Raw genomic sequence first — 25,563 nt, 5'->3', positions numbered from 1 at the left:
AGCGGGTCAGTTTTTTCGTTTCTGCATTAACTGGGCTTCTTCCTGAGGAGAGAGCAGACCTGTGGCTTTGCCGACGTTCCCGTTCTGAAGCGTCCAGATCCGGTTATGGTCCTCATCAGCCGTTGAGAAATCACCTGCGTGCCATTTCGTCAGGATTTCTTCATATGTCTGTTTATGAGTAAGCGTGGTCTGATCCAGGCCCTCAAGCAGCCAGTCAATACGTTCCGGGTGGATGGTTGTAAATCCCCACTTTTTATCGGCTTTCACTTTCTGGTGGGACATGGAGTGGATGTAGCTTTGATAATCGGAATCTGTCAGTTCGTTTTGTCTTTTTTCATTGCCGAACGGATTTTTCCCTTCTTCCTCATAGGTCTGAAGCTTTTCCTCCGCTTCCTCGGCGGATTTTTCTACGGCTTCCTTGACTTCTTGTTCTGTCATAGCTTCAGCCTGAGTGCTCATCAAATACCAGCCTGTGCCGGCCGCTGCGAGCAGAAGAAGGGCGGTGGATAGGATCCATTTCTTCATACCTCTGCCCCCTGTTTAAGAATTTTATTCCAATATATCAAGTATAAAGGAGATACCGGCAGGAGGAAAGGTCTGGGACATAAGAATTATTGATCCATATAATGAGCGGCTTTTGCAGCCCAGGAACGAGGAAGCAGTTTCGCCGCATAAGCCATCGTCTGGTTGGCAGGACCGGGAATGATGACACGGCGGCCTTTGACAAATCCGACAAACCCGGATTTGGCCACAGCTTCCGGCGTCATCGTCTGTTTGACCAGCTTCGTATGCTCTGCCTGAGCTGTTTTGAAGAAGTTGGTTTCTGTTGCGCCCGGGCACAGCGCCGAGATCGTGACGTTCGTGTCCTTCAATTCTTCAACAAGGGCTTCGGAGAAGGAAAGGACGTAGGCTTTGGATGCATAATATACGGCCATTTTCGGTCCCGGCTGAAACGCAGCAGTGCTGGCGATATTCAGGACCCCTTTTGGAATAGAGCGGAATCGGGCCGCTTTGATTTCCGGCAGAAACAGGTGGGTGAGCTCTGTGAGTGCATTGACGTTGACTTGCAGCATTTTCTGTTGGTCTAAAAGCGGCAGCTCCTCAAACAGGCCGTTCAGGCCGAACCCTGCATTGTTCACGAGCACAGTCACATTCAGGCCGAGTTCTTTGACTTTGTCATACACAACCTGTGCAGCTCCCGGCTCAGACAGATCCTGTGGAAGAATGGTAACGGGGTGGCCGTCCAATTCATTTCGCAAATCCTCGAGTTTATCTTCAGATCTTGCTACAACGATCAAGTTATAACCAGCCTTCGCGAAAAGCAGGGAAAGTTCATACCCAATTCCCCCGGAAGCTCCGGTAATCAGTGCAGTCGGCTTCATGCAAATCTCTCCTTTAGACAATCCAATAGTTTTATTGACAATAGTCTATACCCTATTGGAAAGGAGTACAACTCTTCTTCCTTGTCATTCGTCTTCCTTTGACATTCAGGAGAGCCTGGAGCTTTTCTTCAAACGTTTCGTTCCTGCATAAAGGAGAAGGATGGTAAGAGCGGCTGTGACCAGACTGGTGTACCATAAATCCACAGGCACTTCTCCCGTAATGAGAAGAGAACGAAGGTAGGAGGACAGCCGTGCCGGACTCCAGGCAAGGTCGTTGGAAAACAAGCTGGTAACAAGGCTCATGATCATAAGCGACGCCAGCGTAAAAAATAAGACGAGGCCGGGGAGGCGCGACCAGGCATTCATAAATAGACTGATGCTCGTAAGAAATGCGATCCATAAACTGTAGAAGAAGATCACTCCAACTGCGGCCGAAAAGGAGACATCTCCAAAAAGGAGCTGGACGTAATACCAGCTCGCTGTGAGGCCGATGGCAGCAGAAAGAATCAATAGGGTGGAAGCCGCCGCCCACTTTGCCGTCAAATAGGAAAAGTAAGAAACCGGCTTCACGAGAATCAGCTCCGCTACCCCTGATTTCTTTTCTCCGGAAATGGTCCCCATGGTCATGAGCGCAAGCACGAGGACGCCAAGCGTATTCAGCTGGGCAATGCTCATCATGAATACCTCGGAAGGCGGCGGGGTGGGCATGTCAAAAACTGCCCCTTCCGGAAGACCTCCGGTGGCTTCAATAATAACCGGAAGATAATAAGTGGTAAGGGGGTCGATGATACAGAAAAGAACAAAGACAAGGGGCACCCATATCCATTTGTAATTCCTGAGCATTTCAAGCCATTCCTTTTTATAGATGGTGATCCACTGCATGATTTTTCACCGCCTTTATAAATAAATCTTCCAACGTCGGCCGTCCGACTTCGAAGTGGACAAGCGGCCACTCATTCCGGGAAGCTTCATCGAGCACTCTCTTCCTGACTGTTCCGCTGTCAGTGACATATACGTGAAGGGTTTGTTTGTGCGTCTCCACACGATTGACCTCCGGCCATGTGCTGAGATAGTCCCTCCATTTTTCACCGTCGATTGAATATTTCAAAGTGAGCTTCTCCATATGGTGACGGGATTTCACCTCATCAATGGTTCCTGACTCGATAACTTTTCCTTCATGCATGAGCAGGATTTCGTCACTGACTTCTTCTGCATCATTCAGGATATGGGTGGAATAGAGAAGGATGGTTTCCTTTTTCAGCTCTTCCATTAAATCGAGGACTTCCCGGCGGCCGATCGGATCTAAGGCAGATACCGGTTCATCAAGCAGCAGCACCTTTGGCTGGTGGATGATGGCCTGGGCAATGCCGAGGCGCTGCTTCATCCCTCCGGAGTATCGGCTGACTCTTTTGCTTTGGAAATCTTTCAGACCGACCCGGTCCATCATCAAGTCCGCACGACGTCCGGCCTCCTGTTTGGATAGACCGGATAGTCTTGCGGCATAAAGGAGGAATTCCCTGCCTGTCATCCAGCCGTGAAATTGAGGGTGCTGGGGGAGATAGCCGATATGGGCACGGATATCCCCTGGTGATTCCTCCAGGTGGACCGTTCCGGAATCAGGAAGAAGCAGCCCGGACATCAGACGCAGGGTTGTCGTTTTACCTGCGCCGTTCGGACCGAGAAGCGCCATGCATCTGCCCGTTTCCAATTGAAAGGACAAGCCGTCAACAACATGGTGTTTCCCGAATGATTTCGTAAGTTTGTCCACCTTCATCATCTTTCCTCACTCCTTCCGAAAATAAAGTAGGCGACAGGTCCGAGCGTGTTGACGAAAATAATCAGCAGTACCCACATCCACTTCGGCCCGCGTGTTTCTTTTGTCCTTGTCAGGCTGATAAGTGCTGCCGCCATCAAAATGATTTGAATGACAACTAGAGGGAGGAGGACAGGAAGGTTTTCAGTGAGCATATGCACAACCCCTGACATCATCACGAACTCCTTACTGAAAGAGTGACAGCTGTTCCGTACGCCATAATTTCAGAAGCGGCATTCGTGATGGAGGATGTTTCCAGGCGGACAGCGATGACAGCATCCGCTCCTTTTTCCTCTGCATGTTGAATCAACCGGCCGATCGCCTGCTGACGGGCACTGTCCATCATGCTTGTATAATCTTTAATTTCTCCTCCGACAAGATTCTTCAATCCCGCCAGAATATCTTTTCCCACGTTTTTCGACTGGACTGTACTGCCGCGCACAAATCCTTTCACTTCCTGAACGTCATATCCAGGTACAAATTCAGTAGTCACGATAATCATTCCAATGTTCCTCCTTTTTTTCTTCCTGTGCTTCCTTCCACAGCTTTATGATCACGAGTGTGAAAGCTGCATAAGAGATGAGTAGAAAAGCGATTCCCGTCCAGATGGACACAAACAGGATAAGAGCGTAAGCTGCCAGTTGAGCGGCTGTACCTGCCGCAATGAGGATCATCTTCATCCTGTTGGATCCTTCCAGATTGTTTTGCACAGGATGATGAACACGATGGTTGGGACAGGGAATTGGATTAGTCCGACAAGGCCCCACAGCCAGGGGGTCCGCCCGCGTTTTTTCGCCTGGATGAACAACAGGGTGCTCTGGGTGATCAGGATGGCGGCAATGATTCCCCACCCCCAGACAGGGATTTCTTCAGGTCCATAATGCTTCATTTATTGATCATCACCATTTCTCTTTTCTCCTTCCACACATACCCAAGCAGCACGGCAGCGGCTGTTACTTGAATGATGATGAACAAGGCCGGTACGAAATAAAAGCTGAGCGCGAGTCCAGTGATCATCAAAAGAGCGGCCGTCCATAACAGCATCAATTCCTTCCACAGCCTTTGATGCCATGCTTTTCTTTCCTCTCTCACAAGCGTTTCGAAGTACAGGAGAGGTGGTTCCTCCGTATCCAGCTGCTGATCCATCTGCTGCAATCCCTGCTTCAGCTTTTCCTCCAAAGAAAGGTTCTTCTTGTCATCCATGTTCATTCAACTCCTTTCGCAGCTTCTCCATACCATAATGCACCCGTGATTTCACCGTTCCGGTTCTGGATTTCGTCATGTCAGCGATTTCCCTGTATTCAAACCCATAATAATGTTTCAAGAGGACGGGGATCCGGTACTTTTCCTCAAGGTTCCAGAGAGCCTCCTGCACGTCAAACCATTCTTCAGGAAGCTGATGCGTCGTCTGCTGCTTTAGTCGTTCTCTTTCCTGCTGCTCCAGTCTTTCGTTCCTCTTTTGTTTTCGTCGTGTATCGATATACGTATGGGTGGCGATTCGGATCAGCCAAGTAGAGAATTTGGACGTTCCCCGGTATTGATCGATTTTTTGGACGGCTTTCATGAGTGTGTCCTGGGTGACATCATAGGCCAGCTGTTCGTCGCCGCACATTTTCCACACATATTTCATCACAAAGGAGTAGTGTTCCTTCAGGATCCGGGCAAGACTTTCTTCATCTCCATTCCTGGCACGTGTCAAATCGTTGGCTTCCATAATCATTCCTCTCTTCCCGCCTGTATATAAGACGTCTCTGGATGCGGATGCGTTCAAAAGAAATCCCGGCTTTTTTTGGTGTGCTTTTCCTGGCACCGTTCAGTATCTTTTTTTATAAACAGATAGCTTTAAAGAACATCATCGGTTTGTTAGGGTAGAAATAGAGTTGCTGGAAATTCTCCGGTTGACTTTATTATCTGAATTTTATAGACTGTGAGAAAGTATTTTATAAATGAATACAAAGTTAGTTGAGAAGAGAATGAGTTGAGTTGAGGAATAGGATGAGCAGAGCAGAGCCGAGTAAGAGCGAGGAACCGCTGGACGTACGGAGCTGGTTGGTTGCCTGGCCGAACCCCTTTATTTCATCCACTCATTTTTTCATTCCTCAACGTCTCGTTCTCCATAAACCCTTTATGGAGAGGTGAGCGAATGACCACTTACGAAACATTTCAAACCGATGCGGAAGCGTACCGCACCATTCCCATCAGTCAATCCTTTTTTACAGATACGATTACACCCATTCATATGTTTCATGCATTGAAAGATGAAGCTGTCTTTATGCTTGAAAGCCAGGACCCGGAATCCCCGTGGTCGAATTTTTCATTCATTGGACTCGATCCCATGGTCCAGGTGAAAGAGAAGAGCGGCCGGTTTCTTATTGAAGATTACCGTCTTCAGACAAAAGAATACCAAGAGACCTTCAAGGCCGCTTATGAAAAAGTAGTGCGCGATCTGGAGGTGAAGCAGCCGGATATCGATCTTCCATTTAAAGGAGGCGGTGTCGGTTACATCAGCTATGATGCCATTTCAGATTTTGAGCCGGTGGAACCAGCAGAACAGGACGATTTGAATCTTGCCCGCTACCATCTGCTGTTCTGCCAGACCTTGATCGCATATCATCATAAAACGAAAGAAACGACGATTCTTTCATTCGGAAGGGTCGACGATCCATCATCCTCCCGGGAAGTTTATGATACGACGAAGGCACGCATCAAAGAGATTACAAGCCGTTTGAGAAAAGGCAGTGATTTGGAAGATTTGATGCTTGGTGAAGAATCGGGAGAGGAGCAGGAACTCGTCCTTTCCAGCAACTATGAGCCGGAAAAATTCAAGCAGGATGTGGAAACAATCAAAGAGTACATCCGCGCCGGCGACGTTTTCCAGGCTGTTTTATCCCAGCGGTTCCACACCATTACAGACCGTACAGGCTTCGAGCTTTACCGGGTGCTTCGAAAAGTGAACCCATCTCCTTATATGTTCTACTTGAATATGGAGGATGTCGAAGTGATCGGAAGTTCGCCGGAGCGGCTGCTGGAAGTACAGAACGGACAGCTTGAAATCCATCCCATTGCCGGAACACGCAGGCGCGGACAGACCCAGGAGGAGGATGACCAGCTGGCAGAGGAACTCCTTGCAGATGAAAAAGAACTGGCCGAGCACCGGATGCTTGTCGATCTTGCCAGAAACGATATCGGCCGTGTCGCTGAATTCGGAAGCGTGGAAGTTCGTGAGTATATGACGATCGGGCGTTTCTCGAAGGTGATGCATATCATCAGTAAGGTGACGGGGCAGTTGAAGGAAGGGGTTTCACCCATCGATGCCCTTATTTCCTCCTTCCCGGCCGGAACGTTATCCGGAGCACCGAAGGTCAGGGCCATGCAGATCCTTCGTGAACTGGAGCCTACACCGCGTAATCTTTACGGCGGCGGCATCCTTTATCTTGGCTTTGATGGGAATATCGATTCCTGCATTACCATCCGTACAATGACTTTAACGAATAAAAATTTATATATTCAGGCCGGAGCCGGTGTGGTTGCCGATTCCGATCCTGAGGCTGAATATCAGGAAACATTGAACAAAGCCAGTGCCTTGAAGAGAACGATCGAGTTAGCAGAGCAGGTATTTTCGAGCCGAGAAGGAGTGGAGACGAGATGAAACAAACGTTGAGCCGGGTTGTAGCCGGAGAGTCCATGAGCGAGCAGGAAGCCTTTGAAACGATGAACACGATCATGAATGGAGGAGCCACAACCGGACAGTTGATGAGTATGCTGAGTGTCATGAGCTACCGCGGGGAAACCGTCGAGGAGATGACAGGGTTCGTCCGCGCCATGCGTGAGAACATGACAAAGATGGACGTAGACGATGCTTCCATCGTAGATACGTGCGGGACCGGCGGCGATGGTGCGTCCACCTTTAACATTTCAACGGCGGTATCGCTCGTTCTTGCCAGTATGGGCGTAAAGGTCGCCAAGCATGGCAATCGGAAAGTTTCCTCCAAAAGTGGAAGCGCCGATGTTCTGGAATCTCTCGGTGTTCCGATTGATACGACACCGGAGCAGGGGGCAAAAGCCCTCGAGGAAAAGGGAATGACCTTCATGTTTGCTCCTCTCTATCATCAGGCTATGAAGCATGCCGGTCCAGCACGTCAGGAGCTTGGGTTCCGTACGGTGTTCAATCTGCTTGGACCGATGTCCAATCCGGCCAATGCGAGACGTCAGTTGATCGGAATCTATGACACAGCGTATGCCGAAAAAATGGCTGAAACCCTTTATAAGCTGGGTTCCGAACACGTCCTGCTCGCCACCGGCCGTGACGGTCTGGACGAAATTACAATTACCGGTGAAACCGATCTTGTGGAAATGAAGAGCGGGAACATCCGCCGCTTTACAGTCAAACCGGAAGACTTCGGTATGGCCAGAGGAAACATTGAAGACATTCAAATTACAGAAACCGAGGAAAGTGCCGCCATCATTAAAGATGTCCTGTATAACCGGGCAGGAGAGACAGCCGCATCGATTGTGACGTTGAACGCCGCTGCAGGGCTTTATGTGGCTGGTAGAGCTGAAACGCTGGAAGACGGTGTTATGCAGGTCCGGCAGGCCATTCAATCCGGCAGGACCAAAGAGTACTATGAATCTATTGCGTCAGAAAGGGAGAATCGCCAGTATGCTTGAAACCATCTTAGCCGTTAAACATCAGGAAATTGAAAAAATATACCTGCCTGAGGAACAGTCCTTCCCAAGGCATTCCTTATATGAAGCGTTGAACGGGGCTGATCCATCCGGACTGATCGCCGAAGTGAAGAAGGCTTCTCCTTCCAAGGGAATCATCCGTGAGGACTTCAATCCTGTCCGCATTGCGCATGATTACGCCGAAGCAGGCGCCCATGCCATATCTGTTTTGACTGATCAGCACTTTTTCCAGGGGCATCGCGATTATTTGACACAGATCAAGCAGGTCGTGGACATTCCTGTCATGAGAAAAGATTTTATTATCGATTCCGCTCAGGTGGTCGAAAGTGCGTATATTGGTGCCGATGCCATCCTTCTGATCGGCGAGGCGCTGGAAGCGGAGAAGCTTCACGAGCTTTATAAACAGGCCTATGAGCTGGGGATGGAAGTGCTTGTGGAAGTGCACAGTGAAGAGACCCTTGAAAAAGTACTGAACCAGTTCACACCGAAAATCCTGGGCATCAACAACCGCAACCTGCATACGTTTGAGACATCCTTGAAGCAGACCCAACGGATGGCGGCTCTGGCGCCGGAGGAATCACTGCTCGTTTCGGAAAGCGGCATTTTCACAAACGAAGATGTTCAACAAGCCGCCGGGTATGGGGCGAAGGGTGTCCTTGTTGGAGAATCTCTGATGAGGCAGAATGACATCAAAAAAGCAGTGCATACACTACTTGAAGGAGTGGAGGTCCGGTGAGGGAGCCTATTGTGAAATTGTGCGGCAACCAGTCTCTTTCTGACACAGCGAAAACGGCTTCCTCCAAAGCCTCTCATCTCGGCTTCATTTTTGTGAAGCGGACGAAGCGCTATGTGCGCCCTGAGCGTGTAGGTCGCTGGATTCAGAAAATCCGTCCGCGACAGAAGCTCGTCGGGGTGTTCATTGACCCCACAATAGATGAATTGGAGGAAATTCTCCATTTCGTGCCGCTGGATGTCATTCAGCTGCACGGGAACGAGACCGTTTCCCAGCTGCTGCAGATCAAAGAGGCTTTTGGTCTTCCTGTCTGGAAGGTCATCCATCATCAGGATGGAGGTCTTGAACAGATGGATGTGTTTAAAGGTGTAGCTGACGGTTTTATCGTGGACAGTAAAGTCGAGGGGGCATCCGGAGGCACAGGTGTCCGATTTGACTGGGAAGCGGTCCCTGCCTACAGGGATGCCGCTTTTGACCAGGGAGTGCCCTGTCTGATCGCTGGAGGCATCAAGCCCCAAAACGTTGGAGAACTGTTGAATTATCAGCCGGAAGGCATCGATATTTCCAGCGGGATTGAACGAGAAAATAAAAAAGACATTGGTAACATACAAGCGATTATGAAAGAGGTGGAAGCAAATGTTGCAAGCATTTCCTGATATTAAAGGCCGATTCGGTGACTTCGGGGGCAAATACGTACCGGAAACGTTGATGGGCCCGCTCCAGGAGCTTGAAGAAGCTCTGGACGAAGCTATGGCGGATCCTGAATTCCAAAATGAATACCATCATGTGCTCAAAGAATACGCGGGACGTCCGACTTCCCTGACGTATGCCGATAAAATCTCTGAGCATCTCGGCGGAGCGAAGATCTATTTGAAGCGTGAGGATTTGAACCATACAGGCGCCCACAAACTGAACAATGCAATCGGACAGGCTCTTCTGGCTAAGCGGATGGGCAAGGAAAAAATCATCGCTGAAACCGGAGCCGGCCAGCACGGTGTCGCTTCTGCCACTGTCGCAGCCAAATTCGGTCTGGAATGTATCGTATTTATGGGTGAGGAGGATATCCGCAGGCAGGAGCTGAACGTTTTCCGCATGAAGCTTCTCGGTGCTGAAGTTGTATCTGTTTCCAGTGGGAACGGAACACTGAAGGATGCAACGAACGAAGCCATCCGCTACTGGGTAGCCAATTGTGAAGATCACTTCTACCTGATTGGTTCTGTCGTCGGGCCGCACCCGTATCCTCGGATGGTCCGCGATTTCCAACGCATCATCGGAGACGAATCAAGACGGCAGTTTCTTGAGGTGGAAGAAAATCTTCCGGACCGCATTTACGCCTGTGTCGGCGGTGGAAGTAATGCAATGGGCATGTTCTACCCATTCCTCCAGGACGACAGTGCCCTTGTCGGGGTGGAGGCAGCAGGAAAAGGCATCGATACGCCGGAACATGCAGCGACTCTTTCCAAAGGGACACCAGGCGTCATTCATGGATCGCTGACATACTTGATGCAGGATGATAACGGACAGATTACCGAACCGTATTCCATCTCTGCAGGCCTTGACTATCCGGGTATCGGACCTGAACATGCACACCTTTTCCAGACAAAGCAGGTCCGCTATGAAGCTGTGACGGATCAGGAGGCTTTGGACGCTCTGAAGCTTCTCACGCAGACAGAAGGCATTATCCCGGCCATTGAAAGTGCCCACGCTCTTGCTCAGGCTTTCAAGGAAGCCGGAAGCATGGAAGCGGATGAGACTATTCTTATCAACTTGTCCGGACGCGGGGATAAGGACATGGCAACACTGATGGAACATTTCCAGGAGGAGGTTTAACATGCTGACGAAAACATCGTTTCAAGGGAAGCTTAACAAAACCGAAAACTTGTTCATCCCGTTCGTCGTAGCAGGAGACCCTTCTCCGGAATATACGATTGAATTTGCGCTGAGGCTGCAGGAGCAGGGAGCGGACGTTCTGGAACTCGGTGTTCCTTACTCCGACCCGCTTGCTGACGGGCCGACGATCCAGCGGGCGGCCAAACGGGCGTTGAACGCCGGCATGTCTCTGAGAAAAGCGATCCAGCTTGTTCCGGAACTCCGGAAACACGGAGTGGAGATTCCTGTTGTAATCTTCACGTACTACAACCCTGTGCTGCAGATCGGCCATCAGGACTTCTTCAACCTGCTTGAAGAAAACGGCGTGGAAGGCGTTTTGATTCCGGACCTTCCTTTTGAAGAGAGTGAAGAAGTGCGGAATATGGCTGTTAAGAAGGATGTCGAATTCATTTCCCTCGTCGCGCCGAATTCAGATACACGTATCCAGCAGATCGCAGAACATGCCCGCGGCTTCCTGTATTGTGTGTCCTCCCTTGGTGTGACCGGCGGAAGCAGCGGAATGTCCGCAGAAGCGTTAACCTTCATTAAAAAAGTGAAGGAGCACAGCCAGGTCCCTGTGGCGGTCGGATTTGGAATTTCTACGAATGAGGACGTGAAGCTTGTTCGTGAACATGCCGACGGTGTCATTATCGGCAGTAAGATTATCCGGCTTATCGAAGCGGAGCTTGATGTTATAGAGAAAGGGCAGAAGGAAGAAGCCCTGGAGAGCTTTACGAAAGGCATTCAGGAACTCGTCAGAGATTGAGATGCAGATTGAGCAGAGAGGAGGTGAGCAGAGTGATTTATATGATCGACCATTATGATTCATTTACGTACAATCTCGTCCAGTACCTGGGGGAGCTCGGCAAAGAGGTTGTCGTCCGCAGAAATGATGAAGCATCGATAGAAGAAATAGAAGAGCTGGATCCAGAGTTGATATTCCTGTCACCCGGGCCGTGCTCGCCTGATGAGACGGGGGCCACCCTTGAAGTGATCGACCATTTCAAGGCGAAGACACCAATCTTCGGCGTCTGCCTGGGCCATCAGTCGATTGCCCAGGTATTCGGTGGCAACGTCATCCGGGCGGAACGCCTGATGCACGGCAAGTCCTCCCGCGTCTTTCACGACGGGCGGGGCATTTATGAGGGATTGAATAATCCAATGGAAGCGATGCGTTATCACTCCCTGATTGTCGAACTGGATTCCCTTCCTGATTGTTTCGAAATCAGCTCCACCACCGTTGAAGGAGAAATCATGGGGATCCGCCATCTGGAATATCCTGTGGAAGGCGTGCAGTTCCATCCCGAATCCATCGGTACGAATGATGGCATGCAGCTTCTTAAAAATGTCATCGAACAGCGGATGAAAGCTTTATTATAATAAAGAGGAAAGCCGGTATGTCCATTCATACCGGCTTTTTATTTGGGACTATAGAACTAATTTTACTACAAAATTCTGTCGCTCTTTTTCTTTTTTAACTGAACTTTCATAACAAAAAGACAACTTTTTGAGATGGTGTCCTTAACCCGCTTATCGAAGATTGTGAAAGATGAAACAAGCGCCGAAACGCCTGGAATTAACGCTTTTTTCCCAAGGGGTAATGCGTTTTCACAAATGCTGAAACTGTGTTAGGTTATAAAGTGTTGTGTTAGACGGGCAGTCACCGGCCGGTGGATAGGTATTCATATGCTCTAGGAAATCCAGCAGTAAAAAAACATCAGGAGATGATTCAGTCAGTATGGAATTGCAACAAGATCCAACTTTACTATGGTTTATTGCTATCTATGGGATTGTAATGATCGGCATCGGTGTATTCATGTCGAAGAAAGTATCCGGAAGTGAGGACTTTGTCCTTGCCGGTAAAAGTCTGGGACCTTTTGTTCTTATGGGAACCCTTCTCGCTACGTGGACAGGAAGTGGAAGTATTTCCGGTGGGGAGACGTCGATGGCGTTCTCTTACGGTATTCTGCCTTCCTTGATGATGATGCTCCCAACGTTGGTCGGAATTATTATTCTTTATGTCGTAGCTCCTAAAATCCGTGCCTACGGGAAATTTACCGTGTCAGGAATTTTGGAAGCGAAATACGGACGAACGTCCCGAAACCTTGCGAGTGTCATTATCATTCTAGCTTATGTAGGAATTGTATCTTATCAGATGAAAGGCTTCGGCTTTATCTTGAACTTGACGACAGGGATGACCGTTCAGGCAGGAACAATCATCGGTGCAGGAATGATCATTTTCCTTGCGATGATCGGTGGACTTCGCTCCGTTTCCCAAACAGATGCCATCAGTGGTTTCTTGATGGTGGGTGGTCTGATTGTGACCGTTCCTACGATCATCATGGTTGCCGGCGGGTGGAGTGAAATCGTCGCCAATGTTCCGGAAAGCCACATGACATCCACAGGCGGATTGACGACCGTGCAGATGATCGGTTATCTGCTGCCTTCGTTATTCCTTCTGCTTGGTGACCAGAACATGTACCAGCGGCTTGCCTCATCCAAAGGGGACAAGTCAGCCAAACGAGCTCAAATCGGCTGGTTGATTGCGATGCTGATCATTTCGCCGTCCATTTCTATCATCGCCTTTGCCTCCCGTTCCTTATTCCCGGACATTGATCCTGGAATGGCCCTTATGGCTACAACCGTAGCTATGCCTATGGCTATCGGCGGAGTCCTGCTGGCAGCTGCCGCGTCCTTTATCATTACGACCGGAAACTCGTATCTTTTGTCGGCAGCGACCAACTTAACCTACGACTTGTATGGCAAGTATGTAAATAAAGACGCTTCCGATAAAAAGCTGCTCACGATGACGCGGATTTTTATCGTAGCTCTTGGATTGTTCGCTTTTATCATTATCAGCTATTTCCCAACCGTGCTGAGTGTGCAGATGTACGCTTATACCGTGTACGGTGCCGGATTGACGCCGGCTGTTCTCGCCGTTTTCTTCTGGAAACGCGTAAACGCAGCGGGTGGCGTATCTTCCATGGTTGCTGGTGTTGTCACAACGCTTGTATGGGAGATCGTCCTGCAGAAGCCGTTTGACGTCAATAGTGTCGTTATCGCTGTTCCTGTAGCCGTTCTCGTACTCATTATCGTTACCCTTGTGACATCGAAAAAAGGACAGGCTGCCGCAGACGTGCGTGCATCCTAATTCTAGAAGACCTTCTGATTGTAATCAGAAGGTCTTCATGCTGTAGAAAAAGAACATGTCTCCCAGTATAGCTTTTCGTAGGTCACGTGGTCACGTTCCGCTTATCGGTGGATGCCTGCCGCGGTCACGGCCTCAGCTAACTTGGGCAGGAAGATCACCTGCCCAAGTGGATCTTCGGCTCGCGCTGTTCCCGCAGGCGTCACCACCGAACGCTCCTTGTGACAACGATACACTATATGCGAACGGAAAGACCTTCTGATCTTAATCAGAAGGTCTTTTTTGAATTTTTTTGTCAAAAAGTATTGATAAAGAAATACGGACATGCTATTATCATACTTGTCTTCAATAAATACGGGGCATTAGCTCAGCTGGGAGAGCGCTACACTGGCAGTGTAGAGGTCAGCGGTTCGAGCCCGCTATGCTCCACTTATACAGTACAATTAAAACCCTTCTTACAGTAGTAAGAAGGGTTTTTTTGTTTGAAAATGTAGAATTTAGGAAAAAGACCTTTAATCTAACAAATTGGGGTGACAGCATGGGGAAAAGGAAAGTGAAAAACAGATGGCTCATCGCTTTATGTGCCGTCGGCATCCATATTTCCATCGGATCGGTGTATGCGTGGAGTAACTTTACGGGGCCGTTGAGTGAGGAATTCGGCTGGTCGGCCAGCCAGGTGCAGTTTACGTTCAGTGTCGCAATCTTATTTTTAGGTTTATCTGCTGCTTTTCTTGGCTGGTTTGTAGAAAAATACGGTCCGCGGGTGGCCGGTATAACAGCAGCGATTTTCTTCGGAATCGGTGTCGCAGGTTCAGGGATTGCGGTACAGGCCGGATCGCTCTGGCTGCTGTACTTTTTTTATGGGGTTCTTGGTGGGATCGGTCTTGGAGTGGGCTATATCGCACCGGTATCCACGCTTGTTAAATGGTTCCCGGACCGTCGTGGACTGGCGACCGGCATGGCGATTATGGGCTTTGGCTTCGCCGCTGCGATTGCCAGTCCGCTGATGAACTTTTTTATCAATCAAACAGGCATTGCCGCAACCTTCTACATTCTCGGTATCTCTTATTTTGTCGTTATGATTGGTTCTTCCCTGTATCTGTCCCGTCCGCCGGAGGACTGGGTTCCGGAAGGCTACGACCCGGAGGAACAGGAGTCTTCGGATAAACAGGACCTCGCCAATATGCGGGCGAAGGAAGCGGTCAAGACGAAGCGTTTTTATTACTTATGGGTGATGCTCTTTATTAATGTGACGTGCGGGATCGCCGTCATCTCCGCCGCCAAGCCGCTGCTTGAGGAAAGTGTCGGTGTAGCAGCTGGGACAGCAGCGACACTTGTGGGCGTGATGGGGATCTTTAACGGTCTCGGCCGGATCGGCTGGGCGAGTGCGTCGGACTATATCGGCCGCGGAAATACGTACTTAGCATTTTTCGTTCTGCAGATTGGTCTTTTCCTGATTGTGCCTTATACATCCATTACATGGGTGTTCGTCGTGGCGTTTTCGGTCATTTACACCTGTTACGGTGGAGGATTTGCAGCGATGCCGGCCTTTATCGGCGACCTGTTCGGAACGAAGGAGCTTGGCGCCATTCACGGGTACATTTTGACCGCGTGGGCGGCTGCGGGCCTTGCCGGACCTGTGTTTGCAGCATGGATGAAGGATACGACAGGCAGTTATGAAAACAGCCTGATCTATTTTGCCGGCCTGTTTGTGATCGCCCTCGTCGTTTCGATCTTAACGAAGCGTGACGAAAAACAGAAACGCCAAGCACTGAAGGAAGAATCACGTACAGCGTAATGGAGAGGAAACTTGGAGACTCATTCTCCGGGTTTCCTTTTTTTAGTGGGAGGCGTAGAATGGAATTCATATATAGATAGGTCAGGGGGGAGAGCAGGATGATTCAGAGGTTGAACCGGCTGCTGCAGAAGCTGATGCCCTCCATCACACCTGTAGCTGTCGTTTTCGGTGTGATTTTCGCCAGGTGGCTTGAACCGCTTGTTTTTCTTGTACCATGGATCTTTGCTGTCATGACCTTTGCCGGCAGTCTTGGTTCCAATTTTACAGATTTGAAAAAGGTGCTGCGTCACCCTTTAGGGTTAATCATCTGTCTCTTCGTTTTACATATTCTCATGCCTGTCATTGCCCTTGGAACAGGAACGTTATTTTTCAGCGGGGATGTGAACACAACCATCGGGCTTGTTTTATCCTTTGTCATTCCAACCGGGATTACGTCGCTGATCTGGGTATCGATCTATAAAGGAAATGTCGTGCTGACGCTGTCGATTATTCTGGTCGACACGATGCTTGCTCCATTTATCGTTCCGATCGTCATGAAACTGCTTGTCGGGAATGCGGTGGAAATGGATGCTCTGGCGATTATGATGGGGCTGCTTTGGATGATTGTGATCCCGTCCATAGCCGGGATGTGTGTGAACCAGTGGGGAAAAAGGGAGTGGACGGAGCGTTTGGAGAGGAGCCTGGCTCCCACAACCAAACTTGGCATTGCTTCTGTCGTGATGATCAACAGTTCAGCGGTCGCTCCTTACTTGAAAGAAATGAACGGCAAGCTGGCAGCGACAGCGCTGACCGTCTTCCTTCTCGCAGTAGCGGCCTACACACTCGGTTTCTGGGCGGCAAAGCTTGCGAAGCTTGAAAACGAGAGTGTCCTATCGCTTACGTTCAACAGTGGTATGCGCAACATAAGTGGAGGAGCCGTTATCGCGATTACATACTTTCCCGCAGCGGCCGCTGTGCCGGTCATCGTCGGAATGCTGTTTCAGCAGGTGCTCGCTTCGTTTGCCGGGAAATTTTTCGAAAAGCGGGCGGTACGGGTAAAAGAGGCCGGTTAATCGATATCATGCAGATTTGGCTGATATATCCGGAAAAAAGTTGATATCTCACTAATATGGATCGATATATTCAAGAAAAGACCGATATATCGATCTGATTGACCGATATCCGGCATCAGAACTACGGAAACAAGCGCCCGCTTCAATAGCGGACGCTTGTTTTATACGCCTCGTTTGTTTCCCCAGACGAGGGCGTGCACTTGAGGCAGCACGCGTACATGATTCAGGTTTTTCGAAGCCGTCACTTTGTCGATCAGCCATTCATACTGGTCAAGCAGGTGGGAGGCAAGGTTCCCCGGTTTCTCTTCTACAAGGTCATCATTGCCGACCTGTAAAAAGAAGGGGACGTCCGGGTACCGCTGATGCACGGTTTCCGCATACGTCAGATCCTCGTCGTTAAAAATGACGACTTTCAAACTTACGTGGGAGGAGCGTTTGTTTTGCTCCAGCCGCTGGATGATGTCATCCAATATGTCCCAATTTGTTGTCATCAGCGAGCTCGGCGGTTTTGGTGAAATGGTTAAATCATCGATGTCCACAAACCAGTCCTGCCAGCGGCTTCCCTGTGTTTCAAGGGCCACTTCAATGCCGCGTTCGTGGAGCGGCTCAATAAGCTCATGCAGGTTTTTCAAAAGGGCAGGGTTTCCGCCGGAGACGGTGACGTGATCGAAGCAGTCACCGCCTGCTTCTACAAGTCTGTCGATGATGTCATCAGCTGTCAGGCGTTCGATATCCTCTTTGGCACTGCCATCCCACGTGAAGGCAGAGTCGCACCAGGCGCAGCTGTAATCACAGCCGGCTGTCCGGACGAACATTGTTTTCCGGCCGACGACCATCCCTTCGCCCTGGATGGTCGGTCCGAAAATTTCGAGCACAGGGAACTTATGCATCATTCATCCACTCCCGTCGTGCTTCCGCATAACTTGTCGGCGTTTCATACAGCTTTACAAATTCAACGCGGTAATCATTCGGGTAGGAACGAAGCGACTCCTGCATTTTTTCATAAATCCAGACGACCATGTTCTCCGCCGTTGTATTCATCTGCGGAAGGGTATCGTTCAAGTATCTGTGATCGAGGTGGATTTCAATTTCATCCTTCCAGATTTTCTTGATATCTCCGAAGTCAATCACAAGGCCGATCTCATCCGTATAGCCGCTGATACCGAAGATGACTTTGTACGTGTGGCCGTGAAGGTTTTTACATTTCCCTTCATAACAGTGCAGGTGGTGGGCAGCGTCGAACGTGAACTCCTTGCTGACCATCACCCGCTTCTGGTGGTATTTCAACTCATGGCGCTTAATATCTTCATCGATTTTCTGCAGGTTTTCCACAATTGTAAATCCGTACATCGTCACGCCTCCTTCCGCTCAGTGAGGTAATTTTCAAGTCCCTGTCTGCGCAGCTGGCAGGCCGGGCACTCTCCGCATCCGTCACCACGGACACCGTTATAGCAGGTGAGTGTTTTTTCGCGTACGTAGGAAAAGGCGTCCAGGTCATCGGCCATTTTCCACGTCTGCGCTTTATCCAGCCACATGAGCGGGGTATGGATGACGAATTCATCGTCCATCGACAGGTTAAGGGAAACGTTCAACGATTTAACAAACACATCGCGGCAGTCGGGATACCCGCTGAAGTCCGTTTCACATACACCAGTAATAATGTGCTTGGCACCAATCTGACGTGCGAGAATGGTAGCGAAAGATAGGAAAAGAAGATTTCTTCCTGGTACGAACGTGGAAGGAAGTTCTCCGTCTTCTCCGTCCTTCACTTCGATATCGTCCCGGGTCAGAGCGTTTGGTGCAAGCTGATTTAACAGGGACATGTCGAGCACATGCTGTCGGACACCCAGGTCTCCGGCGATCTCCTCTGCCACTTCGATTTCCTGTTTATGACGCTGATTATAGTCAAAAGTGACCACTTCCACGTGATCAAACTGTTCTAAAGCCCAGAAAAGGCAGGTCGTGCTGTCTTGCCCGCCGCTGAACACGACGACGGCTTTCTTATTTTTTTCCATAAAAAAATTCTCCTTTCAATCATGAAAAAGAGAATTCTACACACCCAAAACCATAAAAAAACCGCACCTAAGGCAAGGTACAGTTCCATCCTTAGTTTTTTATAGAGGGTGTCGCTAGAACCTCTCCTGCTTATTCAGCAGATTTTATGAAACTACCTGCCATTGTATCACATCTGAAAGCAGGGTTACAGAAATTTCTGAGATTCATAAAGATGCATATTGTGAAATGTTTCACAAAGTAGTCACTCTCTTTCCCAGTCTTTTCCCTTATAATAAAAGTATCAAGAGGTAAGGGTGTGGGTATGATGACAATTCTTCAATTACTTACGGCGCTGATGCCGGTGGCTGCCGTCTTTATTCTATTGGTCTTATTCCGTTTTCCGGCCGTGCGTGCCATGCCGGTCAGTCTCCTTGTCGTTGCTTTATCCGCCGTCTTCATTTGGAAGGTGCCTTTGATCAGGGCGGCTGCGGCGTCCCTTGAAGGAATCATGATCGCTGCGTCTATATTATGGATTGTATTTGGCGCGGTGCTTCTTTTGAATACTTTGAAAAACAGCGGCGCTCTCGGAGTGATTCGTACCGGTTTTTCCGGGATTACGAGTGACCGCAGGGTCCAGCTGATTATTATCGCCTGGCTGTTCGGGTCCTTCATTGAAGGAGCGGCCGGATTTGGAACGCCTGCCGCGATTGCTGCGCCTTTGCTTCTGACACTCGGATTTCCGGCACTCGCTGCAGTTTCTCTTGCTTTGATTGCGGACAGCAGTGCAGTATCCTTTGGAGCCGTAGGGACACCGTTAATTGTAGGAGTGGATCAAGGGTTGAGACAGGGAGAAGCGGTGGCCGAACCAGTCCAGCAGGCCCTTGGGAGTCAGACGTTAACACAATTTGTATATGAGGTCGCTCAATCTGCCGTTCTAATGGACTTGTTTATCGGGAGTTTTATCCCCCTTGTGCTCGTATTGATTCTTACGAAGCTTTTCGGTGAAAACCGCTCCTTAAGAGAAGGTCTTCAGATTTGGAAGTTTGCCCTTTTCGCCGGGGTAAGCTTTACGCTTCCTGCTTTACTTGTCGTTCATCTGCTTGGACCGGAATTTCCGTCCATCATCGGCGGCCTTGTCGGTTTAGCGGTCGTCGTCCCGGCGGCTAAAAAAGGATTTCTTCTCCCGGATGAACCATGGGATTTCGGAAAAAGAGAGGAAGATGAAGAGGTGGAGGAAATCAGCGCCAACGCTGTAACAATGCCTTTATACAAAGCATGGGTTCCTTATATCGTTGTTGCTGTCCTGCTCGTTCTGACTCGTGTGAACGTTCTTCCTCTGAAGGGGTGGCTGACCTCTGTATCTGTTACGTGGAACGATATTTTAGGGACAGGCATTACGACATCCTTCCAGCCATTCTATCTGCCCGGAACGATTTTTGCCGCTGCTGTCCTGTTCACTATTTTTTATCACAGGATGAGAAAACAGGAAGTGCTGGAAACATTGAAAACGTCTGCGCATACCATGGTTGGGAGTGCTGTAGCACTGGGCACAGCTGTTCCGATGGTGCGGATCTTCATCAACTCCGGCGTGAACGATGCGGGGCTTGCCAGTATGCCGATGGAGCTTGCCGAGATTGTTTCTGCTTCTGTCGGAGAAGCCTGGCCGCTGGCCGCGCCTGTAATTGGTGCGCTCGGTTCCTTCATATCCGGCAGTGCGACATTCAGCAATATGATGTTTTCTTTATTCCAATTCAGCGTAGCGGATCAGATCCAAGTGGCTCCGCAGCAGGTGACAGCTCTTCAAGTGCTCGGTTCCAATGCGGGGAATATGGTGTGTATCCTTAATGTCGTTGCCGCGGCTTCTGTCGTAAACCTCGTTGGCGAGGAAGGGACGATTATACGCCTGACGATGATTCCGATGCTCCTCTATGTAGCAATGGCGGGGATGCTTGGAATGGCCGCTGTTTATCTCTTTTAATTCGTGTGTGGTTGTGAAAACGGTCCGCCGGAAAGCGGGCCGTTTTCAAAGAATAAAAGTAAAGTTTTTAAGATTTGCTTGTTGACTTCCTCTGTATATTTTGTATAATTATAAACAATAAATAATAAAAATACATTCGAAGACGAAGAAAGTACGTATGGATGCTGGTCTTACAGCGAGTCGGGGTTGGTGGAAGCCTGATGGCCATTCATAGGGAAACGCACTTCCGAGAAGTTTGGTGAACGCGAGTAGCCGGAACCGGGATCCCCCGTTATCAGTATTGAGCTGGTCTATGTTTCATAGACAATGAGAGTGGCACCGCGGATGTGAACGATAAAATCCGTCTCTTACGATTAGTAGGAGACGGGTTTTTTTATGGACAAAAATATGAAGGAGGACGTTATAATGACAAAACCAAAGGTTGTATTAGCTTATTCTGGTGGATTGGATACTTCGATTTCAGTGAAATGGATCCAGGAGAAATATGGATATGATGTGATTGCACTCGGGCTGGATGTTGGAGAAGGGAAGGATCTTGAGGCCATCCGTCAGAAAGCGCTGGATGTCGGAGCAATCAAGGCCATCATGGTCAATGCCAAAGAAATCCTTGCAGAAGAATATTTGATGCCTGCCTTGAAAGCCAATGCCTTGTATGAAGGTAAATATCCGTTATCTTCTGCCTTGTCCCGTCCACTTATTTCCAAGCTTCTCGTAGAGGTTGCGGAACAGGAAGGGGCAGTGGCAGTCGCTCACGGTTGTACAGGCAAAGGGAACGATCAGGTTCGTTTTGAAGTTTCCATCCAGGCTCTGAATCCAGAGCTTGAAGTCATTGCTCCTGTCAGAGAGTGGGGGATGACCCGTGATGAGCAGATCGTTTATGCAGAGGAAAAAGGGATTCCGGTTCCTGTGAATCTGGAGAATCCGTTTTCCATCGATGCCAACATCTGGGGCCGTGCCTGCGAAGCCGGTGTCCTGGAGGATCCATGGGAGGAAGCACCGGAAGCAGCTTACGCCTGGACCAACCCGCTGGAAAAAACACCGGATACACCTGAAATCCTTGATATCGATTTCAAGGAAGGGAAGCCGGTTGCCCTGAACGGGGAAGAAATGGACATTGTGCCATTGATTGAAAAGCTGAATGAACTCGGTGGTCTGCATGGTGTCGGAAGAATCGACCATACCGAAAACCGTTTAGTCGGAATCAAATCAAGAGAAGTGTACGAAAATCCGGCAGCGATGATTTTGATCAACGCCCATAAAGAACTGGAATTCCTTACACTGACCCGTGAAGTATCCCAGTACAAAACGAACGTGGATCAGCAGTTGTCCAAGATGATTTATGACGGTCTTTGGTATTCTCCGCTTCAGCCGGCACTGTCCGCCTTCGTGGAAACGACCCAGCAGGTGGTCACTGGAACAGTGAAAGTGAAATTATTTAAAGGCCATGCCATCGTCATCGGGAAGAAGTCACCGGTTAGTCTTTACAATGAAGAGTTGTCCACGTATTCCAAGGAAGACGCGTTTGATCACAACGCAGCGGTCGGTTTCATCAAGCTGTGGGGACTGCCGACAAAAGTCCACGCTGATGTGCATAAAAAGAAGTTGATCGATCAGGCAGCGGTGAAGGTCAATGAGTAAGCTGTGGGGCGGACGCTTTACGAAACCAACCAATCAGCTGGTCGAAGAGTATACCTCTTCGATCGGCTTTGATCAAAAGCTGGCCCTCCAGGATATCAAAGGAAGTCTCGCTCACGTGGAGATGCTCGCTCACTGTGACATTATTTCCAATGAAGAGAAAAACCAGATCATCCGCGGGCTCCACACCATCCAAGGGAAAATCGAAAATGATGATGTGGAATATTCCGTAGCGGATGAAGACATTCATATGAATATCGAAAAGCTTTTAATAGAAGAAATCGGTCCTGTCGGAGGGAAGCTCCACACCGGAAGAAGCCGGAATGACCAGGTCGCCACCGATATGCATCTTTACCTCCGTGAAAAAACGGAGGCCATCATTGAGCTTGTGGAAAAAGTCCAGACGGCTCTGCTGGGGCAGGCGGAATCGAATGTAGAAACGATCCTGCCGGGCTATACCCATCTGCAGCGGGCCCAGCCGATTTCCTTCGCCCACCATGTGCTCGCCTACTTCTGGATGTTTGAACGTGACAAAGACCGTCTGCAGGACAGCTTGAAGCGGATCAACTGGTCTCCCCTTGGAGCTGCAGCGCTTGCCGGAACGCCTTACCCGATCGACCGGCAGATGAGTGCGGATCTCCTCGGATTTGAAAAGGTATATCCAAACTCTCTGGATGCGGTGAGCGATCGTGACTTTATTCTAGAGTTTCTGTCGATCGCATCAATTATGATTACCCACATTTCCCGCCTTTCTGAGGAATTGATTTTATGGAGCAGTGAAGAATTCAACTTTGTTGAGCTTGATGATGAATTCTGTACAGGATCAAGCATCATGCCACAGAAGAAAAACCCGGATGTGCCGGAGCTGCTTCGTGGGAAAACAGGACGTATTTATGGAAACCTGATGGGACTGCTGACCCTCTTGAAAGGGCTGCCGCTCGCCTACAACAAGGATATGCAGGAGGATAAGGAAGGCATGTTCGACACTGTGGATACTCTCGAAGGGGCGCTCGCTCTGCTTGCCCCGATGCTGGATTCCATGGAAGTGAAGGCAGGAGAAATGAAAAAAGCGGTGAAGGAAGATTACTCCAACGCCACCGACATTGCCGACTATCTGGCTGTGAAAGGCATGCCTTTCCGTCAGGCGCATGAAGTGATCGGAAAGATCGTGCTGTACGCCATTCAGGAAGGGCGCTATCTGCTTGATCTTTCTCTGGAAGAGTACCAGCAGTTTTCCGAGTTGTTCGAAGCGGATATTTATGACAAGCTCGCTCCGGAACACGTGGTCGCTGCAAGGAACAGTGAAGGCGGCACCGGCTTTGAACAGGTTCATGTTCAGATTAAAACGGCAAAAGAGCACCTCTACGAGTAAGAGGTGCTCAGCCCGTAGAGAACATTTTTGTTTTCAAAGTGTTGTACTTGTGCACATTTTTGAATCCTATTGAAAAAAGCTGTCGAAGACTTTTTCGGCAGCCTTTTTTGATGGACTTCAGGGCTCCAGTTTTTTTCTCCTGTGATGATGCATGATGTATAGAGGGTTTTCTGTTCATCATTCGATCAGGTTACGAAGAGTGTTTGGTGGTGACGCCTGCGGGAACAGCACGGGCTGAAGATCCACTTGGTCAAGTGATCTTTTTGACCAAGTTAGCTGAAGCCGTGCCCGCGGCAAGCATCCACCGATAAACGGCTCGTGACCATTCACAACGACATAGGGCCGCTTGTCGAGATGACAGGTGCTCTTTTTGTATGGAGGTTTGAAAGGGTTTCCTTAAGGATACTATACTCATACCAACTCTATTGAGAAAGGAAGAAAACAATGCCTAAAACTGTTCAAGCCTATTTCCAGACAGAAAATGATGCCGAAAGCGCTAAAGCCGATCTGCAGTCGTTGTCCATTCAACAGGAAATGGTGGAGGCCATCCCGGAAGATGCGGACTTGACACCGGTCGTTCCTGTAGCGGGCTCTGCCAATACGGGCGGCGGGACATTTAATTTTACAGAGGTCATCACTCCAAAGCACGACCGTGAGGAAGCCTTATCCGATAAAAGGCATTTGACTCATGTGCTCCATTTTTCCGTGAAGGAAGAAGAGTATGAACGGGCGGTTGCGGTGATTAAAGATCATGATGGACATATGGATCGAAACGAACTGGATGATCAATAAATCCCATGCGGGGCTTTCCCCGCACGGGATTTTTACATATAGAGACTGGCAAGGAAAATACCGATGGTTTCCTGATAGATTTCATCAAATTGCTCGAGAGGGAGCGGATTGACCCCCTGACCGAGTTCCACGGTGAATCCCGGCTGGCGGAAATCCTGGATGAACCAGTCTTTGTAGCCGGCATAACTGTCCACGAAACGAATCGGTTCATAGCCGCTCACCCGGCTGAATTCTTTAACTATGGACATGGACCGAGGAGGTTCAAGCCCTTCATATCCCCAGTAAATGACCTCTCCCTGCGTATGAAAAGCAAGCATTTTAGAAAACTTTCTCTGCCTGGCAAGCTCCGCCATTGCCACAGCCTCCGGTTCACTTAAAGGTTGATAGCCTGGAAAATCCCTGAACGCAGGTTCTTCAGGTTTACGCTCTGCTTCAACTTCCCATTTGGCGGGGAATTGATTATTCAAATCCACACCACGGATATTCGCTTTCCATCCGGAAAAGTCCCGGCTTCCTTCATTAATAGCAAGCGCTGCTTCTCCAAACTCTCCTTCAGGAGGACCGTTCAGGACAAGATCTACGCCATCCGGATCCACCATCGGTACGATAGACAGGGTAATCCGGTTGTAAAATGGCTGGACATCCATGCCGCGGATCGGTTCTTTGTTGGTGAGCGCAAGTAAATAATCATTCAGAAACTGCATGATGACTCCGGTTGTAATCCACTCATTGGCATGAAAGGATCCGTTCCAGTGCACGTACTCGTTCCCTCGGCCGATCCGCAGTTCCTGAAGCTCTTTTCCCATGACCGACTGTCCGATGCCGGACCGTTGTATGAACGGATAAAGGTCAAACAGGGCACGAAGGTCCTCTGATAATACAGCAGACGTGTAGGGGCGGTTTCCATTAACAATCCGGATCGATACACGTGCCGGGATGAGCAGGGAGCCGCCGATCTGGAGCGCTTCGGGATCTGCGTCCGGGTTTAAAAGAAACAGTGCATCTAATGAGAGACGGTGTTCACCGGCCAGCTTCCACAACGTGTCCCCCTGCGCTATCGTATACGTAGAAGTACGCCAGCCGGGAATTTTGATGGTCTGACCAATCTGAAGAGCTTCAGGCGCGAGGCCGGGATTGGAATCCATGAGCAGTGGGAGGGGAAGATTGAAAAGTCCGGCATAGTACCAGAGCGAATCCCCTTTTCTTACTTGTACGTCCAACACAATTCCCCCTTACCGATACATCTTTATTCTATGTATATGGATTGTCCCCGTCCGGCATGAAAAAGGACGCTCTCAAGAAAAAAACTG

The 25,563-nt window shown here is 49.4% G+C and carries 28 protein-coding genes, 1 tRNA gene, 1 riboswitch and 1 other annotated feature; of the genes, 15 read left to right on the top strand and 14 right to left on the bottom strand.

The annotated features are described in order from the left end of the window. Nucleotides 1-6: 6 nt before the first annotated feature. The 10 genes from H615_RS21890 to sigY form a co-directional block, all read right to left on the bottom strand. Complete coding sequence (locus H615_RS21890; RefSeq protein ID WP_051254749.1) at nucleotides 7-525, bottom strand: DUF6241 domain-containing protein; 519 nt, start codon at nucleotides 523-525, stop codon at nucleotides 7-9. Between the two features lie 86 nt (nucleotides 526-611). Continuing rightward, nucleotides 612-1,382, bottom strand: coding sequence for an SDR family NAD(P)-dependent oxidoreductase (locus tag H615_RS0116155; RefSeq protein WP_051254748.1), 771 nt, complete (start codon nucleotides 1,380-1,382; stop codon nucleotides 612-614). A 105-nt stretch (nucleotides 1,383-1,487) separates the two neighbouring features. Next, nucleotides 1,488-2,264: an ABC transporter permease gene (locus H615_RS21530; protein ID WP_035532506.1), complete on the bottom strand. Its 777-nt coding sequence runs from the start codon at nucleotides 2,262-2,264 to the stop codon at nucleotides 1,488-1,490. Continuing rightward, a complete protein-coding gene (locus H615_RS0116145; protein WP_027956112.1) occupies nucleotides 2,242-3,159 on the bottom strand; it encodes an ABC transporter ATP-binding protein in 918 nt (305 codons plus the stop codon). Before H615_RS0116145 ends, H615_RS21530 begins: the two co-directional genes overlap by 23 nt. Then, nucleotides 3,156-3,368 carry a PLD nuclease N-terminal domain-containing protein gene (locus H615_RS0116140; protein ID WP_156896510.1) on the bottom strand — a complete coding sequence of 71 codons (213 nt, stop codon included), beginning with the start codon at nucleotides 3,366-3,368 and terminating at the stop codon, nucleotides 3,156-3,158. Before H615_RS0116140 ends, H615_RS0116145 begins: the two co-directional genes overlap by 4 nt. Before the next feature lie 2 nt (nucleotides 3,369-3,370). Next, nucleotides 3,371-3,697: a YbjQ family protein gene (locus H615_RS0116135; RefSeq protein WP_027956110.1), complete on the bottom strand. Its 327-nt coding sequence runs from the start codon at nucleotides 3,695-3,697 to the stop codon at nucleotides 3,371-3,373. Continuing rightward, nucleotides 3,678-3,875 (bottom strand): hypothetical protein, encoded by a 198-nt coding sequence (locus H615_RS0116130; RefSeq protein ID WP_027956109.1) that lies wholly within the window; start codon nucleotides 3,873-3,875, stop codon nucleotides 3,678-3,680. Before H615_RS0116130 ends, H615_RS0116135 begins: the two co-directional genes overlap by 20 nt. Beyond that, the gene (locus tag H615_RS0116125; RefSeq protein WP_027956108.1) at nucleotides 3,872-4,084 is read right to left on the bottom strand and encodes a hypothetical protein; all 213 of its coding nucleotides are present in this window, start codon (nucleotides 4,082-4,084) and stop codon (nucleotides 3,872-3,874) included. The genes H615_RS0116130 and H615_RS0116125 overlap by 4 nt, the downstream gene beginning before the upstream one ends. Further along, nucleotides 4,081-4,398, bottom strand: coding sequence for a YxlC family protein (locus H615_RS0116120; RefSeq protein WP_027956107.1), 318 nt, complete (start codon nucleotides 4,396-4,398; stop codon nucleotides 4,081-4,083). The genes H615_RS0116125 and H615_RS0116120 overlap by 4 nt, the downstream gene beginning before the upstream one ends. After that, nucleotides 4,391-4,909 (bottom strand): RNA polymerase sigma factor SigY, encoded by a 519-nt coding sequence (sigY, locus tag H615_RS0116115; protein WP_051254758.1) that lies wholly within the window; start codon nucleotides 4,907-4,909, stop codon nucleotides 4,391-4,393. Before sigY ends, H615_RS0116120 begins: the two co-directional genes overlap by 8 nt. 429 nt (nucleotides 4,910-5,338) lie before the next feature. Between sigY and trpE the strand changes: the two genes are divergently transcribed. The 11 genes from trpE to H615_RS0116055 all read left to right on the top strand — a co-directional run bounded on the left by trpE (nucleotide 5,339) and on the right by H615_RS0116055 (nucleotide 16,481). Next, complete coding sequence (trpE, locus tag H615_RS0116110) at nucleotides 5,339-6,844, top strand: anthranilate synthase component I (protein ID WP_027956105.1); 1,506 nt, start codon at nucleotides 5,339-5,341, stop codon at nucleotides 6,842-6,844. Then, nucleotides 6,841-7,863 (top strand): anthranilate phosphoribosyltransferase, encoded by a 1,023-nt coding sequence (gene trpD / locus H615_RS0116105; RefSeq protein WP_027956104.1) that lies wholly within the window; start codon nucleotides 6,841-6,843, stop codon nucleotides 7,861-7,863. The genes trpE and trpD overlap by 4 nt, the downstream gene beginning before the upstream one ends. Continuing rightward, nucleotides 7,856-8,617: an indole-3-glycerol phosphate synthase TrpC gene (trpC, locus tag H615_RS0116100; RefSeq protein WP_027956103.1), complete on the top strand. Its 762-nt coding sequence runs from the start codon at nucleotides 7,856-7,858 to the stop codon at nucleotides 8,615-8,617. The genes trpD and trpC overlap by 8 nt, the downstream gene beginning before the upstream one ends. Continuing rightward, the gene (locus tag H615_RS0116095) at nucleotides 8,614-9,270 is read left to right on the top strand and encodes a phosphoribosylanthranilate isomerase (protein WP_027956102.1); all 657 of its coding nucleotides are present in this window, start codon (nucleotides 8,614-8,616) and stop codon (nucleotides 9,268-9,270) included. Before trpC ends, H615_RS0116095 begins: the two co-directional genes overlap by 4 nt. After that, nucleotides 9,251-10,444, top strand: a complete 1,194-nt coding sequence (gene trpB, locus H615_RS0116090; protein ID WP_027956101.1) for a tryptophan synthase subunit beta — start codon at nucleotides 9,251-9,253, stop codon at nucleotides 10,442-10,444. Before H615_RS0116095 ends, trpB begins: the two co-directional genes overlap by 20 nt. A gap of 1 nt (nucleotide 10,445) precedes the next feature. Continuing rightward, nucleotides 10,446-11,249, top strand: coding sequence for a tryptophan synthase subunit alpha (trpA, locus tag H615_RS0116085; protein ID WP_027956100.1), 804 nt, complete (start codon nucleotides 10,446-10,448; stop codon nucleotides 11,247-11,249). Nucleotides 11,250-11,281: 32 nt separating this feature from the next. After that, nucleotides 11,282-11,863 carry an anthranilate synthase component II gene (locus tag H615_RS0116080; RefSeq protein WP_027956099.1) on the top strand — a complete coding sequence of 194 codons (582 nt, stop codon included), beginning with the start codon at nucleotides 11,282-11,284 and terminating at the stop codon, nucleotides 11,861-11,863. A gap of 358 nt (nucleotides 11,864-12,221) precedes the next feature. Further along, entirely contained in the window at nucleotides 12,222-13,634 is a 1,413-nt protein-coding gene (locus H615_RS0116075) for a sodium:solute symporter family protein (protein WP_027956098.1), read from the top strand. Between the two features lie 353 nt (nucleotides 13,635-13,987). Next, a tRNA-Ala gene (locus tag H615_RS0116065) sits at nucleotides 13,988-14,060 on the top strand. Nucleotides 14,061-14,184: 124 nt separating this feature from the next. Continuing rightward, nucleotides 14,185-15,429, top strand: coding sequence for an L-lactate MFS transporter (locus H615_RS0116060; protein WP_027956097.1), 1,245 nt, complete (start codon nucleotides 14,185-14,187; stop codon nucleotides 15,427-15,429). Between the two features lie 98 nt (nucleotides 15,430-15,527). Next, nucleotides 15,528-16,481, top strand: a complete 954-nt coding sequence (locus H615_RS0116055) for a bile acid:sodium symporter family protein (protein ID WP_027956096.1) — start codon at nucleotides 15,528-15,530, stop codon at nucleotides 16,479-16,481. 161 nt (nucleotides 16,482-16,642) lie between these two features. On the opposite strand, the gene queE is transcribed toward H615_RS0116055, so the two are convergent. The 3 genes from queE to queC are packed head-to-tail and all read right to left on the bottom strand — an operon-like array spanning nucleotide 16,643 to nucleotide 18,496. Then, complete coding sequence (gene queE, locus H615_RS0116050) at nucleotides 16,643-17,374, bottom strand: 7-carboxy-7-deazaguanine synthase QueE (RefSeq protein ID WP_035532505.1); 732 nt, start codon at nucleotides 17,372-17,374, stop codon at nucleotides 16,643-16,645. Then, nucleotides 17,364-17,831: a 6-carboxytetrahydropterin synthase QueD gene (gene queD, locus H615_RS0116045; RefSeq protein ID WP_027956094.1), complete on the bottom strand. Its 468-nt coding sequence runs from the start codon at nucleotides 17,829-17,831 to the stop codon at nucleotides 17,364-17,366. The genes queE and queD overlap by 11 nt, the downstream gene beginning before the upstream one ends. A gap of 2 nt (nucleotides 17,832-17,833) precedes the next feature. Next, nucleotides 17,834-18,496: a 7-cyano-7-deazaguanine synthase QueC gene (gene queC, locus H615_RS0116040; RefSeq protein WP_027956093.1), complete on the bottom strand. Its 663-nt coding sequence runs from the start codon at nucleotides 18,494-18,496 to the stop codon at nucleotides 17,834-17,836. A gap of 85 nt (nucleotides 18,497-18,581) precedes the next feature. Then, nucleotides 18,582-18,626: riboswitch (PreQ1 riboswitch) on the bottom strand. Nucleotides 18,627-18,798: 172 nt separating this feature from the next. Between queC and H615_RS21525 the strand changes: the two genes are divergently transcribed. The 4 genes from H615_RS21525 (at nucleotide 18,799) to H615_RS0116020 (ending at nucleotide 24,253) form a co-directional block, all read left to right on the top strand. Continuing rightward, entirely contained in the window at nucleotides 18,799-20,454 is a 1,656-nt protein-coding gene (locus tag H615_RS21525; protein WP_051254757.1) for a lactate permease LctP family transporter, read from the top strand. A 130-nt stretch (nucleotides 20,455-20,584) separates the two neighbouring features. Then, nucleotides 20,585-20,805, top strand: a binding site (T-box leader). Between the two features lie 54 nt (nucleotides 20,806-20,859). After that, nucleotides 20,860-22,092 carry an argininosuccinate synthase gene (locus H615_RS0116030; protein WP_027956092.1) on the top strand — a complete coding sequence of 411 codons (1,233 nt, stop codon included), beginning with the start codon at nucleotides 20,860-20,862 and terminating at the stop codon, nucleotides 22,090-22,092. Further along, nucleotides 22,085-23,461, top strand: coding sequence for an argininosuccinate lyase (gene argH, locus H615_RS0116025; protein WP_027956091.1), 1,377 nt, complete (start codon nucleotides 22,085-22,087; stop codon nucleotides 23,459-23,461). Before H615_RS0116030 ends, argH begins: the two co-directional genes overlap by 8 nt. A 444-nt stretch (nucleotides 23,462-23,905) precedes the next feature. After that, on the top strand, nucleotides 23,906-24,253 hold the full coding sequence (locus H615_RS0116020) for a hypothetical protein (RefSeq protein ID WP_027956090.1): 348 nt from the start codon (nucleotides 23,906-23,908) through the stop codon (nucleotides 24,251-24,253). 32 nt (nucleotides 24,254-24,285) lie between these two features. On the opposite strand, the gene H615_RS0116015 is transcribed toward H615_RS0116020, so the two are convergent. Then, entirely contained in the window at nucleotides 24,286-25,473 is a 1,188-nt protein-coding gene (locus H615_RS0116015; RefSeq protein WP_027956089.1) for a M14 family metallopeptidase, read from the bottom strand. Nucleotides 25,474-25,563: the final 90 nt, after the last annotated feature.

This window comes from Halobacillus kuroshimensis DSM 18393 (genome assembly GCF_000425705.1).
Taxonomy (GTDB): Bacteria; Bacillota; Bacilli; order Bacillales; family Halobacillaceae; genus Halobacillus; species Halobacillus kuroshimensis.
This window is presented reverse-complemented; position numbering and strand designations above follow the sequence as displayed.